The sequence below is a fragment of the Akkermansia sp. JRP_AM1 genome (assembly GCF_049262625.1).
In the GTDB taxonomy this organism is placed as follows: domain Bacteria; phylum Verrucomicrobiota; class Verrucomicrobiia; order Verrucomicrobiales; family Akkermansiaceae; genus Akkermansia; species Akkermansia massiliensis.
Genome location: NZ_CP118234.1, coordinates 1,647,765 through 1,664,415 on the forward strand (window position 1 = coordinate 1,647,765; position 16,651 = coordinate 1,664,415).

Here is a 16,651-nt window from a genome sequence, read left to right on the forward strand (position 1 = left end):
GCGGGAGGGAAACCTGTTCGTGCAACAAGTTTGCCACGGGGAATGGCGCGAAGCAGGGAGGAAAGGAAGAAGGACGCCTACCGCAGGACGGGGGCGCTTTTCACTTCCTCCGTCCATTTCCTGTACAGGTCCGGGGAAATTTCGGAGGGCTTGATTTCCGAGCGTTCGCCCCAGAAGACGGCCGTATGCAGGACGGGAATGCCTGAGGCGTCCAGATGGCGGTCAATCGCCGCCTTGTGTTCCAGCACGGCGTTTTTTTCCAGGCCGTGCACCACGCCCATGATCTGCGCCCCGCCGAAGATGTCCCCTCCGGTTCTCCAATAGCAGTGGGTCATGCAGATGTGGCGTCCGCATTCCGCTCCCGCCCGGATTTCCATGCCGGCGGGAACCGTCCAGTGGAACAGTCCGTTGTATTTGGTGACGGGGCCGTCGTTCGTTCTGGTCCGTACATGTTCCAAAAAGGTGGCGAAGCGGCCGATGACCTGCTTCCGGTCCAGCTCTTCCGCCGTGCGGCAGTATTCCTCCGGTTCCAGGCCAGCCTGGGCGGCGCGGAGGGCCCAGGGGTCTTCCACCATTTCCTCCGGCCTGAGCTGTTCCTTGACGGAGAGGAGCACCTTCCATTCCAGCCCGGAGAGGGAGACGGTTTTCGTTTCCTGCATGGGGGCCGGTTCCGGAGTCTTGTCCCCGGGCCGGAGGCCCCTGCGGCGCATGTGCCCCACGCCCAGCGCAAAAACGCCGCGGGCGGGCAGCAGGACATAGTCGTCCGCGCCGATGTGGCGTTTCAGTATCTCGCAGTGTTCCTCCAGCGTGCCGCAGCCCACGGGCACCTTGACCGTGGTCCAGAGCCTGTATTGGGCGCCGGGATTGGCCGCATCCGTGTTGCGGAGCACCACGTGGCCCGTGAAGGGGTCGTGCTCCTTCATCCAGTCAAAGGCCGCATCCAGGTTCTTCTCCGGCAGGGACCATGCCACCAGGGCCCCCTGGGCGAGCTTGGTAGCCAGCAGCGTCTGGCGCACGCGGCGCACCACTCCGGCTTCCATCATGGCTTTCAGGCGCTGGATGACTACCGGGACCGGGTGGCCGCATTGCTCGGAAATGGCATGGAAGGGGAAGCGCCGGAAGCCCTTGACGCGGTCTTCCGCCACCATCAGGATGTCCGTGTTGACGGGATCGTTCGGAGAGGAGGGAATGCTGTTCATGACGGGTCAAAAAAAGGCCGGGCGATGGTGTCGCCCGGCCCGGAAAGCCGGAGTTGGTTTAGCTACTGCCCGGATTGGTACAGCGGCTTGTTGTCGTACCGGGCGTCGTAAATGGCGAAGGATTCGCGGTGCTGGTTGTGGTCGCCGCGGAAGATCAACCTTCCGCTGTGCTGGCGTTCCAGTTCCATGAGCAGGCTGGCGTCTTCATTCTTGAAGCGGGAGAGCACCTCCGAGTTTACGACGATGACCATGTCCCCGATGGTTTCCCTGTATTTCTGGATGCAGGCGTAGATCTGCCGCTGAATTTCCACGCTCATGGTCATCACGGATTTGACGCGGCCCCGGCCTCCGCAGTACGGGCACGGGTCATGAACGGATTCCCGGAGGCTTTCATTGAGCCGCTGGCGGGTCATTTCCATCAGGCCGATGGGGGTGATCTGCAGTACCTGGGTCTTGGCCTTGTCGCGCTTCAGGCGGTCCTTCATGGCTTTGTACACGGCCTGCTGGTCCTTCCTATGGCGCATGTCGATGAAGTCCACCACCACCAGGCCGCCGATGTTGCGCAGGCGGAGCTGTCTGGCGATTTCATAGGCGGCTTCCAGGTTGGTGTCCAGAATGGTCTTGTCCAGGTCCTTGGTGCCCTTGTTGCGCCCGGTGTTCACGTCAATGGCAATCAGGGCTTCCGTCTCGTCAATCACCAGGTAGCCGCCGCAGGGCAGGAGCACCTGGCGCTGGAAGGCTTCGTTGATTTGTTTTTCAATCCCCAGTTCTTCAAAGATGGGCGTGCGCACGGGGAAGTGCTGGATGTGGCGCTTGGCGCGACGGGAGATTTTTCCCGCAATGGAGCGCATGTGCTCCGTAGTTTCCGCGTCGTCGCAGATGATGTTGTCCACGGTGTCCGTCAGGAAGTCCCGTGCCGTGCGTTCGATCAGGTCGGGTTCCCGGTACACGCAGACGGGGGCGGGGTTGGCCTCCTTTTCCTCCACGCCGTACCATTGCTCCAGCAGCATGGCGAGGTCGCGGACAAAGTGGCGGTAGCGCTGTCCCTGGGCCACCGTGCGCATGATGATGCCCATGCCGTCCGGCACGTTCAGCTTCTGCATGATCTGGCGCAGGCGCAGGCGTTCCTTGGGGTCTTCAATCTTGCGGGAGATGCCGAACTGGTCCGTGAAGGGCATCAGGACCAGGTAGCGTCCCGCCAGGGAGACGTTTGTGGTGACGCGGGGGCCCTTGGTGCCGATCGGGCCCTTGGTGACCTGCACCATGATTTCGGAGCCGATGGGGTAGATGTCCGGAATGTCCTTGGACGTGATTTTGCGCTGCTGCTTCTTTGGCCGTCCTTCGCGTTCGATTTCTTCCAGGCTGGAGTCCAGCGCGGCGGGCAGAGCGTCCCAGAAGTGGAGGAAGGCGTTCTTTTCCTGGCCGATGTCCACGAACATGGCCTTGAGGCCCGGTTCGATGTTTTTGACGCGGCCCTTGAAGATGCCGCCTACGATGTTGTCTTCGCCTTCGCGCTCGATGGTGTATTCTTCCAGTACGCCGTTTTCCAGAAGGGCTACGCGGCGTTCGAGTTTCTCGGCATTGATGATGATGGTGGAGCCTTCCATGGGATCACAGGATCCGAAGCCGAAGGCTCGTTTAATTTTTTTAAGCATTTTTGTAAACACGGGGTGTGAATAAGCTAGGGTGTGCTATTGCCCGCAATGTTCCCGGAGGGCCGCCTCCCGGCAGGAGCGGCTGGATTTCAAGCTGTGGAGATGGCCGGAGAGGAATCATGCAGGCAGATGCGTTGATGTGATGCGGCAGTACGGCAGGCGCAAGGCCGGAGCGCTGGCTCCGGAGGTTCCGTCTTCAGTCTTCCGCGTCAGTAACATTAGTGAAGAAGTCCAGTTCCTGAAGGGCTTTTCCGGTACCTTCCGCAACGGCGCTGAGCGGGTCTTCCGCAATGTGGATGGGCAGGCCGGTCTGCTCATGAAGGAGCTGGTCCAGTCCGCGCAGCAGGGCGCCTCCGCCGGCTAGAACGATCCCCCGGTCCACGAGGTCGGCGGCCAGTTCGGGGGGCAGCGTTCCAAAGTCGTCCGCACGGCGTCAACAATTGTGTTGAGTTGTTCCGTGAGCGCTTCGCGCACTTCTTCTGATCGGATTGTCACTGTCTTGGGCAGGCCCGCGACCAGGTCGCGGCCCTTGACCTCGATAGAGAGTTCCTGGGGCAGGGGATAGGCGGAGCCGATGCGGATTTTAATGTCCTCGGCGGTGCGTTCCCCGACCATAAGATTGTAGGTTCTCCTCATGTAGGAGATAATGGCGTCGTCCAGCTCGTCCCCGGCGCAGCGGACGGAACGGCTGTAAACGATGCCGGAGAGGGAAATAAGTGCCACTTCCGTAGTGCCCCCGCCGATGTCCACGATCATGTTGCCGGCGGCTTCCTGGACTGGAAGGCCCACGCCGATGGCGGCGGCCATCGGCTCCTCAATCAGGTGCACGCGGCGAGCTCCCGCCGCTTCCGCGGATTCCTTGACGGCCCTGCGTTCCACTTCCGTAATGCCGGAGGGAATGGCGATGAGCACGCGCGGCTTGATCAGGTAATACCTGGCCGTGGCTTTTTTAATGAAGTAACGGAGCATTTCCTCCGTGATGTAGAAGTCGGCGATGACGCCGTCCTTCAGCGGCCGGATGGCCGTGACGAAGCCGGGGGTGCGGCCCAGCATTCGCTTGGCTTCGTCCCCCACGGCCAGAACCTTGTCTCCCTTGACGGCGACAACCGAGGGCTCTCGCAGAACGATGCCCTGGTCCTTGACGTTGACCAGCGTGTTGGCGGTGCCCAGGTCAATGCCAATGTCATAGGAGAAAAGTTTGACAATTTTCTGAAAGAAAGATGACATAAAAAACTAGTGGATAAAGGCGTAGCCCTGAAACAGCCGGGGAGGAACGCCACACTTTTTCCTTTTCACGGGACTGAAAGCCTGGCACCCGGACCGGGGCTGCGGGATAATCCCGTACAGGACGAATCGACTATGAAAAAACATGCCTTCCAGGTCAAGCGGAAGATGCGGGATGACATATGTATTTGCATTATCAGCAAGGATGTACTATATGAATGAAAGATGGCGGCAGTGTTTCCCGTATATCCAAATTACATTCACCTATTCCATTTATGAAAGTCACTACTATCCTGACGGCGGCGGCATGCCTGGCTGGTTCTTTCTCTCTTTATGCGGACCCGGCTGCGGACAGGGAAGAAGCTGCGTCATCCACGGGAGCCTATTCCGTAGCGGGAGCCCTCCGCCTGCCTGAAAATACGACCAAGAGGGATGTCTACGGCATGAACGTGGGCTGGAAGCTGTTCAAGGGCAAAAATGCCCCGGAAGGAGTGAACAGTCCGGACTTTAATGATTCTTCCTGGGAATCCGTGAATCTTCCCAACGGCATTGAGCTTCTTCCGGAGGAGGCCAGCGGCTGCTCCAATTACCAGGGGCCGGTGTGGTACCGGAAGACGTTCACGGCCCCGGAGAAGCTGAAAGGCAGGAGGAACACCCTGTATTTTGAAGGCATCATGGGGAAGAGCGAGGTTTGGGTGAACGGGGAGAAGGCCGCGGAGCATTTCGGGGGTTATCTTCCCGTCATCGTGAATCTGGACAAGTGGCTGAAGCCGGGCCAGAAGAACGTGATCGTCGTGAAGGCGGACAATTCCAACGATGGGTCCTATCCTCCCGGCAAGCCCCAGGAAAGCCTGGATTTCGCCTACTTCGGAGGCATTTACCGTGACGTTTACCTGATTTCCACCGGTCCCGTCTATATCACGGACCCGAACGAGGCCGGAACCGTTGCCGGCGGCGGAGTTTTCTTCCGGACGGAATCCCTTGACCCCCGTACCCGCAAAGGCAGGGTGGGAGTGAAGGTGCAGGTGGCCAACGATACGGACAAGGAACAGAAGGTGCGCGTGCAGGCGCTGATGACGGACCCCAAGGGCGTGGACCCCGTCGGAGAGACCGCCCCGCTGGTCATTCCGCCCCATTCCACGGGTGAAGTGGATATTCCCCTGGTGATCTCCAATGTAAAGCCGTGGTCGCCGGATGATCCCAACCTGTACACCCTGAGCGTGGAGGTATGGAACGCCGCCGGAGGGAACAATGCCAAGAATCCGGCCCATCTGCTGGACAACCGCTCCATGAGGGTGGGCGTCCGGACCGTGGAGATTACGGAAAAGGGGCTGGTGCTGAATGGCTCCCTGTTCCCTGAAAAGCTGATTGGCGGCAACAGGCACCAGGATTTCGCCCGGCTGGGGAATGCAGTTCCCAACAACTTGCAATGGCAGGACGCCGTGAAGCTGAGGAAGGCCGGCATGCGTGTAATCCGGAGCGCCCATTATCCGCAGGATCCGGCCTTCATGGACGCCTGCGACCGCCTGGGCCTTTTCGTCATCGTCGCTACGCCGGGCTGGCAGTTCTGGGGCAAGGGGCCTTTTGCGGACCGGGTTTATGACGACATCCGCCAGATGGTGCGCCGGGACAGGAACCATCCCTCCGTGATGATGTGGGAGCCCATTTTGAACGAGACCCATTACCCGGCGGATTTCGCCAAGAAGGCCCGCGACCTGGTGCATGAGGAATACCCGTATAAGGGCTGTTACACCGCTTGCGACGCGGTGGCCCAGGGCAATCAGCATTATGAGGTGCTGTACGCCCACCCGGCCACGGGGGACAAGCACTGGTCCATCAAGGAACGGAAGGACAACAAGCCGTATTTTACCCGTGAATTCGGGGATAACGTGGATACCTGGTCCGCCCATAACTCCACCTCCCGCGCGGCGCGCCACTGGGGTGAAGTCCCCATGATGGTGCAGGCCCTCCATTACCTCAAGACCTCGTTCCCGTACACTACGTATGATACCCTGAACGCCGCTTCGGCCTACCACTTCGGCGGTTGCCTGTGGCACCCCTTCGACCACCAGCGCGGCTATCATCCGGACCCTTTCTACGGCGGCATTCTGGATGCCTTCCGCCAGCCCAAGACCTCCTATTACGCCTTCATGTCCCAGCGGCCCCAGAAGACGCGCAATGAGCTCGGCTCCGGTCCCGTGGTGTACATAGCCAACGAATGCACGCCTTTTTCTCCGGAAGACGTGACGGTGTTTTCCAACTGTGATTCCGTTCGCCTGAGCGTCAACGGAGGCGTGCCGGTGGAAAAGAAGGTGGCTTCCTACCCCAACGGCCTCAAGCGCGTTCCCGTCGTGTTCCCGAAGGCCTGGGATTTCATGGAAAACAAGAAGCTCGCCCGCGCCGGCAAGGAAGGGGCGGTGAAGCTGGTGGCGGAAGGCCTGATTGGCGGCAAGGTGGTGACCAGGCATGAAGTGCGGCCCTCCCGGAGGGCGGAAAAAATCCGCCTGAGCCTGGACCGTGAGGAAGGCGTGGAGCTGTGCGCCAACGGTTCCGACGTGTTTGCGGTGGTGGCGGAAGTCACGGACAGCCGTGGAACGGTGAAGCGCCTGAATGATGAAGAGCTTGTCTTTTCTGTGGAAGGTCCTGCCGAATTGCTGACGGATTCACCGGACGGCACCCTGACCCAGCCCGTCAAGTGGGGCTCCGCTCCGGCGCTGGTGCGCCTGGGCGCCAAGCCCGGAACAGTGACGGTGAGGGCCTCCGTGAAGCATCCCGGCTCTCAGAAACCCGTTTCCGGCGTCTTGAAGTTTGACACGAAGGCTCCCGGGCTGAACATGCTCTTCACGGAAGATGCCGTAGGCAAGGCGAAGAAGGGGGCGGCTGCGCCGTCTTCCGCAGAGGCGCCTGCTTCCGAACGGGAAAAATCCCTCCAGACGGAGCTGGAAAAGGTGCGCCATGAGCTTAACAAGCTGCGCAACGACAAGGTGAGCGCCCAGCAAACCCACTTTGAATAACCGGACTCCCCGCCATGCTGAGAGAAAAGATCATCCGTTTCTGCCTGCTCCTGCTCCGGCTGGGGATGGGGGGCTTTTTTCTCTTTGTGGCGGGGCGCAAGCTGTTCCACCTGGACCAGCTCCAGGCGACTATTGACCGGTTCGCCATTTTCCCGGAGGCCTGGGGACATCCCCTGGCCTGCCTGGGCGTGGCGTGCGAGATTGTGGTGGGTCTGGGACTCCTCTTCCGCCGGACCTGCGCCGGCGCCGCGCTGCTGGGCAGTGCGCTGACGTTCACGTTTGTGGCTCTGTTCGTCCAGGGATGGGTCAGGGGGCTTTCCCTTTCCTGCAATTGCATCGGCGTGGAAAGGGAAGTGACCAGCTATCCCTTTGAAGTGGCGTGGAGGCTGGGCCTGTTCCTGCTGATGCTGGTCATCCTGTGGAATTCCTGCCGGAAGGGGAAGACGTATTTCAATGTGACCCGGCTGGATTTCAGCGAAATGTGACCGATGGGAAAGGGCGTGCGGCCGTTTTCAGGCCTGGAACGTTTCTCTGGGAATACATTCCGGGGAGAAGGATTTCCAGGGACCGGAAGACCCTTGCTCCCTGGAGGCAGTTTCGCGTGCACGCCGCCGCATTCATATATGCTTGGAGAACAGGCTCCCTTTCCCGGAATGAAGGTTTGATCCGTTCATTTTTCAGATTTACTCACCCTGCGGGCTTCAAGCTGCGCTTTCCGACCTGCCGGTTTGTCCGGTTTCCCGGCCTTCATAGCCTCATTTTACCAATGAACGCCGCCTTCCGTCCAATCGGGTTTTCACCGTTTCTTGAGACCGGTGTTCGTCGTGGAAAATTTCCTTGCAGGGGCAGGGAGGCAGGGTATCGTCCGGAGGGATGGAGAAGCCTGAAGCCCGCAGGAAGGAGGAACCCGCAGGCCGGCGCATCACCCTCCGCTTGTTCTCCGGCGCGAACCCTGTGCACATGCCCTGGCTGCCGCCAAAAGAAGGCGCACCTTTCCCGGGCGCCTTTGCCGCCGTACTGTCTTACAGCTTGTGGCCGAAGGTATCTTCCGGCTTCAGGGATTTGATCAGTTCCAGCAGGAGCTTGATCGTGTTTTCCACGTCCGTAAGGGCGGCCGTTTCCACCGGGGAATGCATGTAGCGCAGGGGCAGGGATACCAGAGCGGAGGCCACGCCGTTGCGGGAAACGTAAATGCTGTCCGTGTCCGTTCCGGTGCGGCGTCCGGCGGCTTCGTGCTGGAGCGGGATTTTGTTCTTGTCAGCCACGATTTCCAGGCGCGCCACCAGGTTGGGGTGGTTGGCCGTGCCGTGGATGACCGCGGGACCGCCGCCCAGCTTGATGTCTCCGAATTTGCCCTTGTCCAGTCCGGGGAGTCCGTGGCATGCGTCACGTCAATGCAGATGGCCGCGTCCGGACGCAGGCGGTGGGTGATCATTCCCGCGCCGATGCAGCCCACTTCCTCCTGGACGGCGTTGACGAGCATCACGTTCCAGGCGAGGGGCTTTTTCAGCTTGCACAGTTTCCTTGCTATTTCCGACAAGACGAAACCGCTCAGGCGGTTGTCCAGGGCGCGGCATACCAGCTTGCTTTCATTCATCAGCATGGGGCCGTCGCAATAGACGCCCACATGGCCCACGCGCAACCCGAGTTCCGCCACCTCCTTGTCGGAGGATGCACCTACGTCAACGTAGATTTCCCAGATTTTAGGTTCCTTTTCCCCGGGTTCCCGCAGGTGGATGGCCGTGTTTCCGGTTACGCCCGTCACTTCCCCCGGGAGCCCAGGAAGCGCACGCGGCGTCCGCGGGCGATGGCCGTATCCGTGCCGCCCACGCGCTCCACGTAAAGGAAGCCGTCCTTGGTGATATGGCGGATCATGAAGCCGATTTCATCCGCATGGGCTTCAATCATGAGCGTGGGAGCGTTTTCCGCTTCCGCGTGGAAGGTGGCCCAGGTGTTGCCGTAGGTGTCGCACTGGACGTCTTCCGTGTACTTGCGCAGCTCGTCCGCCCAGATTCGCTGGGCGTCTATTTCAAAGCCGGAGGGGCTGGGAGTTTCCAGAAGTTCCGTTAAAAATTCAAGACTGTCGTCGCTGATCTTCATGGCTTTTGTATAGCACCGTTCCCGTATCCGCTCAACAGGAAAGCATGGCTGCTGGCGGGGAGACGTTCCGGGAGGGGGATGAAAAAGCCCCGCCTGCACGGGATGCGGGCGGAGCCGGGAAATGGTTTTCAGCGGGGGCTAGGCCTGCCTGACCGGAGAAAGCCCTTCCAGGACGTCCTGCTTGTCCATGATATAGCCGGTGTCCGGATCATGGTACTGCGTGGAGTAAACGGATGTTCTGGCGCTCCCGTACGGGTCCGTTTCCTTCGCGACGGGAAGACGGTTGCTCAGGGAGGGGAAGCACTGCTCCACCAGTTCAAAGGTGGTGACGGGCTCCGGCACCAGGTTGACGGAGAAGATTCCGCATTCCCATGCCTTTTCCACATCCCTGACCAGGCGGTTCATGGGATAGAGCTGGTGGCGTTCCAGCAGGGCCGCTTCCAGTTCTTCCGTTCCTTCCGGGGCGGCGGCCAGCAAATCCGCCACGCTCATGTCCGCTCCCGTTCCGGTGACTTCCGGAAGGTAGACGTTCAGCACGCGTCCGAACCGGAGGTTGATGAAGGCTTTCATTTCCACCAGCGCGGCAAGCCATTCATCTTCCGGTTCGCGGAGCAGGGGGAATGTTCATTGCCCGTTTCCGGCTGGGTGTCAATGCAGGTAACGTAGGTTACCCGTTCCGCCTTCACCTCATGCAGGAGGTCGATCAGGGTTTTAACCTGCGCCAGAAAAGGGGCCATGTTCTGCCGGATGGCCCTGCGCCCTTCCCGGAGGGAGGGGCAGATGATCACGGCCTGCCCGAATTCCTTGCCGCGCAGCAGGGACAGATTGGTTTCATCAATCAGGTAGTCGAAGTACCGTTTTGAGGACCAGAAGGCGCCGAGGGCGCAGGAGGAACCGATGAGTGCCGTGTCTGTCATGGGGAGGTGCGGAGGTTGGGCGGTTGAGTGGGATGGTGCCGTTATTTCAGGGCGTCAAAGGCGGATTTGAAGAGGAAGTATCCCCAGCCCCAGTCTTCATTGCCGGCCCAGTCCTTGTCATAGTGGTGGCGGGGCAGCAGGAAGCGTTCCGGGTGGGGCATCAGGCCCATGGCGCGGCCGGTGGAATCCTGGAGGCCCGCGATGCTGCATTCACAGCCGTCGCGGTTGTCCACGTACTGGAGAGCCACATTTCCGGCAGCCAGGTATTTTTCCGCGTCTCCGGGGCGGGTGACCAGGCGGCCTTCCGCGTGGGCGGAGGGCAGCTCGAATTCATCCGGAAGGCCCTGGAGGAAGGGTGAGTTTTTAGCTACCTTCACCAGCTTGGCCCAGACGCATTCAAAACGTTCCTTCTTGTTGTCAATCAGGCTGGAATCCGGCAGAATCCCCAGCTTGGTGAGTATCTGGAAGCCGTTGCAGATGCCCAGGAGCAGGCCGCCTCCGGCATGGTGCCGGTGCAGGGCGTCTCCCAGGAAGCGTTCCGTTTCCAGCTGGGCCAGGCGGCCGCTGGTGACGTAGTCCCCGTAGCTGAAGCCGCCGCCGAGGACGACGAGCTGGGATTTGGCGACGTGTTCCGGCGTGGCCGTGGCGATGGGCTGGATCTGGGTGGAGAAGCCGGCCGCGCGCAGGGCGCGTTCCGTTTCCGCGTCACAGTTGGTGCCGGGGTATTTCAGTAAAAGTGCGTGAGGCATATTGGTAGAAATGAATCGTTGGTATGGTTAGGTCCCGGTTTTTGGAAATCAATAATAGGGGGTGAGCCCGTCTTTCCAGAGCTTCTTGAGTTTGGCTACGTCGCAGTCCAGCACCTTTTCCCCGCCGCAGCAGGTGGCGGTGAGGCTCTTTTCCTTCGTGACGCTACCGATGCAGGCGCAGGGGAAGCCGGCCATGGCCGCTTCAAAGTCCGCGGCGAATTCCGGGTCCACTTCCACCAGGATGCGGCCCGTGCTTTCACTGAACAGGGGGACTGCCGGGGATTTCCATCCGTTGACGGTCGGCGCCTTCGTGAGGTCCAGCCGTACGCCGCCCTTGCCGGAGAAGGCCATTTCCGCCGCCGTGACGGCCAGGCCGCCTTCGGAGACGTCGTGGGCGGAGAGCACCAGGCCGGAAGTCAGGGCGTTGTAATAGGCCTTGTACAGCTCCATGTTTGCCGCACAGTCCGTTTGGGGGACCTTGCCGTCTTCCACGCCGTGGGTGCGGGCGAAAACGGAGCCTCCCATCTCGTCTTCCGTGTGGCCGATGAGGTACAGCAGGCTGTCGTTCCGCCGCAGGGAGGAGCCGATAACATGGTCCGGACTTTCCACCACGCCGAAGCCGGAGCAGAGGAAGGTGACGGGCACGTTGATGGGGCCGTCTTCCGTTTCAAAGTAGTTGTAGAAGGAGTCCTTGCCGGAGATGAAGGGGGCGTTGTACGCGTCCGCCGCTCTGGCGATGGCCTTCACGCATTCCACCAGGCGGCCGAGTTCCGCCGGGTCTTCCGGGTTGCCCATGCAGAAGTTGTCCAGCAGGCCGATCTTGTCCGGGTTGGAGCCTACCAGGATGAGCTGGCGCACGCATTCGTCCACGGTGCCGGTGCCCATGGCGTAGGGGTCCGTCTTGCCCCATTCCGGAAGAATGGCGCAGGCCATGGCCATGCACTTGTCCGAGCCGTCGATGTCCACCACGGAGCCGTCCTGCGGGGCGTCCGCCTGTGCGCCCGCCAGGGGCTTCAGGATGGTGTTGCCCTGCACTTCATGGTCGTATTCCCGGATGATGGGTTCGCGGGAGACGATGGCGAAGTCTCCCATGACGGTTTCCAGGGATTTGTTCAGGTCCTTGTCCGGGAGGGGCAGGCCCGTGAGGCCCTTGCCGGGGGTGAAGACGGATTCCAGCTTCTTGATGGGGGCGTCATGCAGCTTGGAGTTGTCCAGGCAGCAGACGAGTTCCCCCTTGTGCCAGACTTTCAGGATGCCCGTATCGTCGGAATGGCCCAGGACGGTCAGCTCCGTCTGGAAGGTGTCCGCCAGCTTCTGGAGCTCCGGCAGGTCTTTTTCCTCCACGGCCAGGACCATGCGTTCCTGGGATTCCGACAGGAAGATTTCCCAGGAGATGAGGCCCGGTTCCTTAAGGGGTGCGTTGTCCAGGAAGATTTCCCCGCCCGTGACGGAGAGCATTTCCCCGGCGGCGGAAGAGAAGCCGCCCGCGCCGCAGTCCGTGATGAAGACGATGAGGCCGCGTTCGCGCGCTTCCAGAATGAAGTCCAGCGTTTTCTTTTCCTCAATCGGGTTGCCGATCTGCACGGCGGTGAAGTCCTCTTCGTGGGAGGCTTCGTCCAGCGCGGCGGAGGAGAAAGTGGCCCCCTTGAGGCCGTCGCGTCCCGTGCGTCCGCCGATGACGATCACCTTGAGGCCGGGGCGCATTTCCTTCAGGATGTCCCCGCGGGGAATCACGCCGGCGGTTCCGCAGAAGACGAGGGGGTTGTAAATGTACGTGGGGTCAAACTGGATGGCGCCGTTCACGGTGGGAATGCCCATGCGGTTGCCGTAGTCGCGCACGCCGCGCACCACGCCGCGCATGATGCCCAGGGGGTGGATGACGTCCGGAGCGGTGATGTCCGCCGGATTCGTGTCCGGAGCGCCGAAGCAGAAGACGTCCAGGGAGGCGATGGGCTTGGCGCCCTTGCCTGCGCCCAGAATGTCGCGGATGACGCCGCCCAGCCCGGTGTTGGCCCCGGCATAGGGTTCAATGGCGGAGGGGTGGTTGTGCGTTTCCGCCTTCAGGCAGACGGCCAGCTTGTCGTCCAGGGCGATGAAGCCGGCGTTGTCGTCAAACGCGCTGAGCACGAAGCCCGGCTTGCGTTCCATGATCTTTTCGGAAGGCTTCTTGATGTAGGTCTTGAAGAGGCTGTCCACGGTTTCCGGCGCGCCTCCGTTGACGCTGTGGCTGATGGAGGCGGAGAAGATGCGGTGCTTGCAGTGTTCCGACCAGGTCTGGGCAATCACTTCCAGCTCCACGTCAGTGGGGTCGCGGTCGATTTCGCGGAAAATCTGCTGGACGACTTCCATGTCCTCGCGGGACAGGGAAAGCTTCTGCTTTTTGCTGAGTTCAAGCAGTTCGTCGCTGCTCAGGTCCCTCACGGGAACGGTGCGGTAGGTTTTGGCGGACATGTGGATGGGGAAGGAGAGGGGTTAGGCGATGGTCCAGTTGTGAATGGCGGGGTTGCAGACGTCCTTGGCAAAGCGCGCCGCCAGGGCTTCCTTGTCCCCCTGGCCGAAGACGTACACGCGCTGGGTGATTTTCAGGCCGTCCAGGGTAAAGCCCATGTTCTGGCGGCCGCGGTAGTTTTGCAGGATGGCTTCCTTTTCCAGGTCCAGGGCGCCGGCCTTCATGCCGTAGTCAATCGTGAACAGGGAGTCTTTCAGGATGGGGGCGGCCTGTTCCGTGCATTCCTGGGAGATGGGGTCCACCAGTACACTCAGGAGATATTCGCGGGCTTTTTGTTCGTCCCCGCTGATTTCTACGGTGTAAACGCGGCTGCGGCGGAAGGTGAGGCCGGCATTCAGGGGAGTGTAGAGCAGGGCGTCCGCGTTGGCGGCGGCCTGGAACCGGCTGATAACTTCAAAGTGGAGGGTCATATCGCTCAAGAATGTTGGTAAAATGAAAAATGGGGGCCGGTCGGACAACCGGCTCCCATGAAAGGGGAAAGGGCTCAGGCCTTGTTCTGGAGCCGGGAGAGGACTTCCTCGTAGGCTTCCATCACGTTGCCCAGGTCCTGGCGGAAGCGGTCCTTGTCCATCTTCTCGCCGGTCTTGATGTCCCACAGGCGGCAGGTGTCCGGGGAAATCTCGTCAGCCAGCACGATCTGGGAGGGATCTTCCGCCAGACGGCCGAATTCAATCTTGAAGTCCACCAGCGTCAGGCCCACCTGCTTGAAGAAATCAATCAGCACGTCGTTCACGATGCGGGCCTGGTCCTTCAGGAAGGCGCATTCCTCTTCCGTGGCGGCATTCAGTTCACGGGCGTAATCATCATTGATGAAGGGATCGCCCAAGTCGTCGTCCTTGTAGGAAAACTCCACGATCGGCTTCTTGAAGGGGGTGCCTTCCTTGACGCCCATGCGGCGGCTGAAGGAGCCGGCGGCGATGTTGCGCACGATCACTTCCAGGGGAAGGATGGAAACCTTTTTCACGTCGATGTTGATGTCGTCCACGTCCGCGACCAGGTGGGTCTTCACACCCTTGCTTTCCAGCATGCGGTAAATGACCAGGGTGATGGCCTTGTTCATCCTGCCCTTGTTTTCAAACTGGGCCTTCTTGGCTCCGTTTCCGGCGGTGGCGTCGTCCTTGTATTCCATGCGGAGGACGTTGGGATTGTCAGTCGTATAAAGGCGTTTGGCCTTCCCTTCGTAAATAGGTTCCATGATACGTGTTGCGCAGGGTTGAATGCGTGCGGGGATGTTACGCCAGACGTTCCGCACGGTCAAGCCGCAACTGGACGAAGGAAGGGGGCGCCTCCGCACGCCCTTGCGGCTATCCCATGGGGAAGGAATTGACAAGGGCCATCCAACCGGGCAAACCCGGTTTTCCGGTCTCTGGACTCGGGTCTTTTCCGGAGAGCCACGGAGGTGAATGTCTGAAATCCGGCACAAACCGGCGGCCATTATTCTTCTGAATGAAAAAAGCATAATCAACTTGCCACCTGTTTCCGCGGATGTTAGGAAGATGATTGATGTTCAAACTGGCTGCATGTTTCTGGACGGCTCTCGCTCTCACACTTCCGTCCCGGGCGGAGGACACCTGCCATTCCGATGTTGAAAGTTGGAGTACTCTAAGATGCCCGGTTCAGTATTTTGCCGTGGAATCCCAGAACAGCCGCTATTGGACGACCCTTTTTCCGGACAATCCGCCCTTTGCCTATGCGTGCCTGTACCTTCCTTCGTTTGACCGTGAATTCGGCTTTTATCTGGACGGGAACGAACTGTGCTGGGCCAGAGCCATCGGGCCATGCAGCATGCAGATGCTATCCCAGTTTCCGGTGGCGGATTTCCGGAGTCCCGGGATGAAACAGGCTGCCGTGCTGCTGACCTGCTTGCACTTTCCCGTTTTAGGGAATCTTTTGGAGGGATGGGACTGTGTTGCCGATACCGTAACGGAAGAAGACCCTTTTGCCGGGCGTAAAAGAAATATGGTTCTGAATTTCCTCCAATTCCGGGAATATCGTGAGCTCTCTGCCGCCTGGGTGGAGGCCGTGGTCAATCCTGTTCTTTACAGTCGCTTATTTGTTAAAAGAGGCCGGACGGCATTAAACCCTGCCGTAGCGGCTGAACTTCGCAAAACGTGGGATGAAGCGGTCACTCGCAGAACTTTCCCCATGGACCTGTACCGCCAGTACGTGACCGGGTGCGACGGGAATTACTGCTACTTCCGCGGGGAGTCCGGCGCTATGGCGGAAGACCTGTGCCGGGGAGAAGGCAGGATGAGGCCGGCCATGAGGTTTCTGGCCTGGGGATTGGCAGACATGGCCATGATGGATGATTTGACCCCGGCAGGGGAGCAATGGGTGATGAAGCAGTGCGCCGCCGTCCGGAAGTATGCCGCAGAAGCGGGTGACGAGCCGCCTCCCATGGTGTCCAGTGAATGGGTGGAGGGATTCAGTAAACGGGTTTGGAAACGAATGGAGCAGGATGAGGCCGCCCGGGAACGGGAAAAAAGCATGCGCGGGGAGTTTGCAGCTGCGGAAGAGGAGCCGGAAGAAAAAGCGCCCTCCCCGTATTCGGGAGAAAAATATGTCCGTGGGTTCCGGGAGCGTTTTCTGAAGCCTTTGGGAACAAATCCCCTTTGGAAGGATTTGTTCCCGGCGGGGACGGAGGGGAAGCCCGCCGTGTGCTGTTTGCTTCCCGGGCGCGGCATCTGCGGTTTTTATCTGGATGGCCCCCTCATGGGGCGTGCGGAATCCCAGTCACATCATCCCTGGGAGGTTTATGACAGCTGGTTTTTTCACCGGGTACCGGAAAGGGAGTTATTCCCTTATGAGGGCATTCCGGATGCGGAGGGGGATTGTGAAGCCAGGGTGAAGAGGGAGTGGCTCATCGTCGGGAGGGAGATAGGCGGCATGATGGAAGGGTTGCTCACCGGGATTGCCAGGGGAGAGCTGGTGTCCGGAAAAGGGAGAACGGCTCATCACGTGGACGATACCGGCTTTTGCATCGTGCGCGGGGCTGACGGAACGGAGAGGATCATGTCTGCCGCTGATGCTGATTTGGGAACCGTGGTGGAGCTGATGGATTTATTGTATACCATGGACCTGCTGTTCACTTGCGATGAGGATTATTTGAAGGGAATTATTGAGAAGCGTGCCGTGCTGCAGGGAAGAACGCCGGAGGAAGGGGCGCGGGAATATCGCCGTGAAAGCGGCCTGTGGAGCAGCAGGGGTGGCCGGGCCTGGTGGTTTTAATCCGGGGCCGGGGGGATTTTCCCTGTGTCTTTTCCGGAAACGTCCGGGCTAGGGCT

12 protein-coding genes and 2 pseudogenes are annotated in these 16,651 nt (G+C 60.3%); 3 read left to right on the forward strand and 11 right to left on the reverse strand.

Annotated features, from left to right (window positions below; translation table 11 throughout):
• Positions 1–77: 77 nt before the first annotated feature.
• The 3 genes and pseudogenes from PVA48_RS07795 to PVA48_RS07805 form a co-directional block, all read right to left on the reverse strand.
• On the reverse strand, positions 78–1,199 hold the full coding sequence (locus PVA48_RS07795; protein WP_102722856.1) for an AsnC family transcriptional regulator: 1,122 nt from the start codon (positions 1,197–1,199) through the stop codon (positions 78–80).
• A 62-nt stretch (positions 1,200–1,261) separates the two neighbouring features.
• Positions 1,262–2,854, reverse strand: a complete 1,593-nt coding sequence (locus PVA48_RS07800; protein WP_423231547.1) for an Rne/Rng family ribonuclease — start codon at positions 2,852–2,854, stop codon at positions 1,262–1,264.
• A 196-nt stretch (positions 2,855–3,050) separates the two neighbouring features.
• A pseudogene (locus tag PVA48_RS07805) lies at positions 3,051–4,081 on the reverse strand (rod shape-determining protein).
• A 272-nt stretch (positions 4,082–4,353) separates the two neighbouring features.
• Between PVA48_RS07805 and PVA48_RS07810 the strand changes: the two are divergent.
• Positions 4,354–7,092, forward strand: coding sequence for a glycoside hydrolase family 2 TIM barrel-domain containing protein (locus PVA48_RS07810; RefSeq protein WP_102729042.1), 2,739 nt, complete (start codon positions 4,354–4,356; stop codon positions 7,090–7,092).
• Between the two features lie 14 nt (positions 7,093–7,106).
• A complete protein-coding gene (locus PVA48_RS07815) occupies positions 7,107–7,577 on the forward strand; it encodes a MauE/DoxX family redox-associated membrane protein (protein WP_102727542.1) in 471 nt (156 codons plus the stop codon).
• A gap of 537 nt (positions 7,578–8,114) precedes the next feature.
• Here the strand turns inward: PVA48_RS07815 and PVA48_RS07820 are convergent.
• From PVA48_RS07820 to purC, 8 genes and pseudogenes are all read right to left on the reverse strand, one after another.
• A complete protein-coding gene (locus PVA48_RS07820; protein WP_423231548.1) occupies positions 8,115–8,375 on the reverse strand; it encodes a hypothetical protein in 261 nt (86 codons plus the stop codon).
• A gap of 125 nt (positions 8,376–8,500) precedes the next feature.
• Positions 8,501–9,192 (reverse strand): annotated as a pseudogene (locus PVA48_RS07825) (M42 family peptidase); the annotation flags it as partial.
• Positions 9,193–9,330: 138 nt separating this feature from the next.
• On the reverse strand, positions 9,331–9,762 hold the full coding sequence (locus PVA48_RS07830) for a hypothetical protein (protein ID WP_423231549.1): 432 nt from the start codon (positions 9,760–9,762) through the stop codon (positions 9,331–9,333).
• Positions 9,759–10,109 carry a hypothetical protein gene (locus tag PVA48_RS07835; RefSeq protein WP_423231550.1) on the reverse strand — a complete coding sequence of 117 codons (351 nt, stop codon included), beginning with the start codon at positions 10,107–10,109 and terminating at the stop codon, positions 9,759–9,761. The genes PVA48_RS07830 and PVA48_RS07835 overlap by 4 nt, the downstream gene beginning before the upstream one ends.
• A gap of 41 nt (positions 10,110–10,150) precedes the next feature.
• A complete protein-coding gene (locus PVA48_RS07840; RefSeq protein ID WP_022397582.1) occupies positions 10,151–10,858 on the reverse strand; it encodes a phosphoribosylformylglycinamidine synthase subunit PurQ in 708 nt (235 codons plus the stop codon).
• 48 nt (positions 10,859–10,906) lie between these two features.
• Positions 10,907–13,309 carry a phosphoribosylformylglycinamidine synthase subunit PurL gene (purL, locus tag PVA48_RS07845; protein ID WP_102729044.1) on the reverse strand — a complete coding sequence of 801 codons (2,403 nt, stop codon included), beginning with the start codon at positions 13,307–13,309 and terminating at the stop codon, positions 10,907–10,909.
• Between the two features lie 21 nt (positions 13,310–13,330).
• On the reverse strand, positions 13,331–13,777 hold the full coding sequence (locus tag PVA48_RS07850; RefSeq protein WP_022397580.1) for a hypothetical protein: 447 nt from the start codon (positions 13,775–13,777) through the stop codon (positions 13,331–13,333).
• A gap of 74 nt (positions 13,778–13,851) precedes the next feature.
• Positions 13,852–14,562, reverse strand: coding sequence for a phosphoribosylaminoimidazolesuccinocarboxamide synthase (gene purC, locus PVA48_RS07855; protein WP_022397579.1), 711 nt, complete (start codon positions 14,560–14,562; stop codon positions 13,852–13,854).
• A gap of 434 nt (positions 14,563–14,996) precedes the next feature.
• Here purC and PVA48_RS07860 point away from each other — a divergent pair, with 434 nt between their 5' ends.
• Entirely contained in the window at positions 14,997–16,595 is a 1,599-nt protein-coding gene (locus PVA48_RS07860) for a hypothetical protein (RefSeq protein ID WP_102729045.1), read from the forward strand.
• The last annotated feature ends 56 nt before the right edge of the window (positions 16,596–16,651 follow it).

Excerpts from the sequence above, each read along its gene's own strand:
- PVA48_RS07795 (WP_102722856.1), bottom strand. The coding sequence starts at position 1,199 with ATGAACAGCATTCCCTCCTCTCCGAACGATCCCGTCAACACGGACATC.
- PVA48_RS07800 (WP_423231547.1), bottom strand. The coding sequence starts at position 2,854 with ATGCTTAAAAAAATTAAACGAGCCTTCGGCTTCGGATCCTGTGATCCC.
- PVA48_RS07810 (WP_102729042.1), top strand. The coding sequence starts at position 4,354 with ATGAAAGTCACTACTATCCTGACGGCGGCGGCATGCCTGGCTGGTTCT.
- PVA48_RS07815 (WP_102727542.1), top strand. The coding sequence starts at position 7,107 with ATGCTGAGAGAAAAGATCATCCGTTTCTGCCTGCTCCTGCTCCGGCTG.
- PVA48_RS07830 (WP_423231549.1), bottom strand. The coding sequence starts at position 9,762 with ATGAAAGCCTTCATCAACCTCCGGTTCGGACGCGTGCTGAACGTCTAC.
- PVA48_RS07835 (WP_423231550.1), bottom strand. The coding sequence starts at position 10,109 with ATGACAGACACGGCACTCATCGGTTCCTCCTGCGCCCTCGGCGCCTTC.
- PVA48_RS07840 (WP_022397582.1), bottom strand. The coding sequence starts at position 10,858 with ATGCCTCACGCACTTTTACTGAAATACCCCGGCACCAACTGTGACGCG.
- purL (WP_102729044.1), bottom strand. The coding sequence starts at position 13,309 with ATGTCCGCCAAAACCTACCGCACCGTTCCCGTGAGGGACCTGAGCAGC.
- PVA48_RS07850 (WP_022397580.1), bottom strand. The coding sequence starts at position 13,777 with ATGACCCTCCACTTTGAAGTTATCAGCCGGTTCCAGGCCGCCGCCAAC.
- purC (WP_022397579.1), bottom strand. The coding sequence starts at position 14,562 with ATGGAACCTATTTACGAAGGGAAGGCCAAACGCCTTTATACGACTGAC.